Below are 4,017 nucleotides of genomic sequence, written 5' to 3' on the forward strand. Positions count from 1 at the left end.
CGCGCCTGTGGCGTCGACCCTCTGATCTGGCTACGACACGCGCTCACTGAGTTGCCGCAGCGAGACGACGACGCCGACATCGGCGACCTGCTACCGATCAACTTCTCGAAAACATCCACCGCCTAACAGAGCCGGATCTCGGTACGGATGCGAGGCGAGCGGTGCAGCAGCCGTCAATGCGCATCGAAAATCGCGCTTACCATCATTATACGACACCGGCCTTGCGCAGCCCTTCCATGACGAGCTCGAAATCGGCGGGGTTCTTGAAGGGCAAGACTTTGCGGCGGTATTCCAAGGAGTAGTCGGGATTGACGCGCAGCACCTCTTGCCACGTCGCCCGAGCCTCTTCGAAACGGCCGAGGTGTCCGTAACAGGCGGCCAGAAGCGCGCGCGAGACGTCGGTGACGGGATTGCGACTCACGCGCTGCACCAACAATTTAACGGCCTCTTCGTACCTTCGCAGTTGAAACCAGGCCCAGGCCTGAAAGTGGAGAACGACATCCGGAAAGTACGGGTTCAATATCTTGGCCCGATCGAAACAGGCGAGTGCCTCCTCGGATCTGCCTGAATAGAGAAGTGCCTCCCCGAGGCTGACCTGCCCTTCGGCGAAGTTCGGATTGAGACTTATCGCACGCTCGGCCTCGCTGATGGCTCTATCGTGCTGTCGTGAGTAAAGCCTGACCACACTCAGTGCCCAGTGGGCCACGGGATCGCTATCATCCCGTGCCACCGCCAGCGTCGCAGCCTCTTCGGCCTGCTGAATCGAGCGCTGCGGCGACGCGCTCCATCGGTTCAAATAGTCGAGCCCGTGGGTCAGGGCGAGAAAGGCGTGCGCCGAGGCGAAGTTCGGGTCCAGTTCGACGGCATGTTGCAAAAGGTCGCGGGCGTCGCTGTTCGTTTGCTTCGTCAGGCGATGCCACAGCTCCCGGCCACGCAGGAAGCAGTCATACGCCTCGGGGTGCCCGGTCTGCCCCGGCGCCAGCCTTTTCCGATCGCCCTCTGTCAGGTTGACCGCCAGTGCGTCGACGATCTGCTGCGTTACACCGTCCTGAACAGCGAATATGTCGGTCAGGTCGCGATCGAACCGCTCCGCCCATAGATGCCCGCCGGTGGTCGCGTCGATAAGCTGCGCCGTGATGCGTACCCTGTTCCCCGATTTGCGTACGCTGCCCTCAAGAACATACCGCACGCCGAGATTCGTGCCCACCTCCTGCACATGGACGTTCTTGCCCTTGAAAGTGAACGACGAATTGCGGGCGATAACGAAGAGCTGCGACAACTTCGATAGCGCCGTGATGATGTCTTCCGAGATGCCGTCGGCGAAGTAGTCCTGTTCGGCATCGCCGCTCATGTTGACGAAGGGCAGAACGGCGATCGATAGCTTCGGCGACGTTGCTATCGCCGGTTGGCTCGTCGCGGTTTCCGAGGCCGCGGCTGCCTTGGTCCCGGCGCTGCCGACTTGCAGCGAATAGACCCGGATTGGTTCGGCGATGTTCTTGAGTTGCGTGTTGCCGAGATCGCTGACCGAGAGGTCCAGCCTCGCCTTGACTTGGCGATAGGCATCCTCGGATAGGCAGATCGCGCCGGCCGCGGCGACGCCCTCCAATCGCGAGGCGATGTTGACGCCATCGCCCATCAGATCGCCGTCGCTTTCCTCGACGACATCGCCCAAATGGATACCGATCCGGAACTCGATGCGACGGTCCTGCGGCACGCCGTCATTGCGTTCAACCATACCGTTCTGCACCTCAATGGCGCAACGCACGGCGTCCACCACGCTGCGGAACTCGACCAGCGCACCATCGCCGGTTCGCTTCACCACCCTGCCATGGTGAACGGCGATCGTCGGATCGATGAGATCGCTGCGCAGTGCCCGTAGCCTCGCCAGGATGCGTTCCTCGTCGGCGCCGGCAAGCCGACTGTACCCAACCACGTCCGCAGCCAGGATTGCAGCCAGCTTTCGGCTCTCGCTCATGGCGCCGTCTCCTCACATTCAGGATAGCAGGGAGACAGGGGGCAAGAAAGAACTTTCAGCCGCTGCTCAGAGCGCTCTCGGTTGCGATCGAGCTGGACGCAGCCGACGTTGTAGCCCTACGCAATGACTGCTCTTCAGGCTCCCGGCCGATCGACGCTGTCGTTGCGGAAGCCCGCTCAAGGTCAGGTCACGACGATGTCCGAGCCGCTCGAATATATGCTCTTTGAAGATCTGCAGCCTGTGCCAGTCCTCTTAAGTCCGCAATTTTTCCTGATGATCGCTTCGGCATTCTGACCCAACGCTGAAACGGCAGCTTTGCGCCGCCATGGCGGCCGTAGAGACTAGCTTGGCCGCTGCCCGAAAGCAGACGTCGCCGCGAGAGGGCTGTGCGGCTTGATTGCCTCGCCAATAGCATGTGTAATCGGGCGGTCCCACCAGGGGCGAGCTCCCACTAGTATCTCGGCTTAGCCGAGATGAAGGGAGACGACGATGTTTTATGCTGCTTTGGACGTGTCGCTGCGCTCAGTGGCGATCTGCATCATTGACCAGGATGGAAAGGTTCGATTTGAGCGATCCGTCCCATCTGACGTGCCGGACTTAGTTCACTGCCTGCACGAGTTCGGCGAACCGATTCACCAGGTAGGGCTGGAGGCTGGCACGCTGACCCAACATCTGACCTACGGACTGAAGGAAGCAGGGTTCGACGTGGTGTGCATGGAGGCCCGCCAGGTCAATGCCGCTCTTTCAGCCATGCGCAACAAGACCGACAAACATGACGCTCGCGGCATCGCCCAAATCCTACGATCGGGTTGGTATAGTCAAGTGCACGTGAAGAGCGTCGAAAGCCATTACATCAGAGCACTGCTTACCAGCCGCAAGGTCATGCAGCGAAAGTGCATCGATCTTGAGAACGAAATCCGCGGGCTGCTGAAGGTCTTCGGTGTCAAGCTGCCGATGCGTCTATCGCGCGGTGCATTCGACGCGGCGGTCGGCGACACCATCGGAAACGATCCAGCACTGAGTCATGCCCTGCTGCCGATGTTGCAGGCCAGGCAGATGCTCTTGGAAACCTTTCTCGAACTCGATCGACGTGTACGAAGGGCGGCCCGCGAAGACGCTATTTGCATGCGGTTCATGGGTATCCCAGGCGTCGGCGAGATAACGGCTTTAAGTTTCAAGGCCGCAGTCGACGATCCGACCCGCTTCAAAAGCTCGCGCACCGTTGGAGCCCACTTTGGGCTGACACCGCGGCGTTTCCAGTCCGGCGAGAAAGACAATCCCGGCCGTATCTCACATGCAGGCGATACTGACGTACGGGCGACCCTCTATGCTGCCGCTAACGCAATGCTGATGCGGTCAATCGCCTGGAACAGCCTGAAGGCCTGGGGCGTGCGGCTGATGAAGACCAAGGGCCGCCGGAGAGCTATCGTCGCTGTCGCTCGCAAGATTGCCGTCGTGCTGCACCGCATGTGGATCGACGGCACAGAGTTCCGGTTCGGATCGGAGGCCTCAGTATGAACTGATATAGCCTTCGAATTTGATCCTGGCCGGATCGTCCCATGCGGACGACGGGATGGAAGAAGCCGTTAATGACTGCTGCGCTTCGAGCGCGTCCAAAAGCGAGGCTCTCCAGACCCAGATCCCATGCATGCGTGCAGCGGCTCCAAACGCAAGGGAGCCAACAGACTGCGAAGAGAAGCGTGACCCGCGTGAACGATCAGACCACCGAAGATCAGAAATGAGCTTGACCCCAATGCCCGATTAGAGAAGCAGTCATCCTCGTTCGTCGGTGTATATCATCCCTCTGTCAGCCGCTCGTAGACGGGTTGAAGCAAACCATCGGCCTAAACGGCTCGTGGCTTATCTGTCCCAAGCCGTGCGACATCAGTCGCTGCCGGATTTTCCACGCGCCAGCGCCTTTGCTGCGGAGCATCAAGCATCAATGAGGACCAACAGGTCCTTGGCGTCGATCTGATCGCCCGCCTTGACCAGCACTTCCGCGATCGCACCGTCCTTTTCGGCATGGATCGCCGTTTCCATCT

At 60.2% G+C, this 4,017-nt stretch carries 3 protein-coding genes; 2 read left to right on the forward strand and 1 reads right to left on the reverse strand.

Annotated features, from left to right (window positions below; translation table 11 throughout):
• Positions 1-126, forward strand: a 126-nt coding sequence (locus tag FHT97_RS30520) for a transposase domain-containing protein (protein ID WP_183865195.1), incomplete at its 5' end; no start/stop codon positions are given.
• Between the two features lie 79 nt (positions 127-205).
• Here FHT97_RS30520 and FHT97_RS30525 read toward each other — a convergent pair.
• A complete protein-coding gene (locus tag FHT97_RS30525) occupies positions 206-1,975 on the reverse strand; it encodes an adenylate/guanylate cyclase domain-containing protein (protein WP_183865197.1) in 1,770 nt (589 codons plus the stop codon).
• Between the two features lie 489 nt (positions 1,976-2,464).
• Between FHT97_RS30525 and FHT97_RS30530 the strand changes: the two genes are divergently transcribed.
• Positions 2,465-3,493 carry an IS110 family transposase gene (locus FHT97_RS30530; RefSeq protein ID WP_183865199.1) on the forward strand — a complete coding sequence of 343 codons (1,029 nt, stop codon included), beginning with the start codon at positions 2,465-2,467 and terminating at the stop codon, positions 3,491-3,493.
• Positions 3,494-4,017: the final 524 nt, after the last annotated feature.

The organism is Rhizobium sp. BK399, from assembly GCF_014194695.1.
Classification (GTDB): domain Bacteria; phylum Pseudomonadota; class Alphaproteobacteria; order Rhizobiales; family Rhizobiaceae; genus Rhizobium.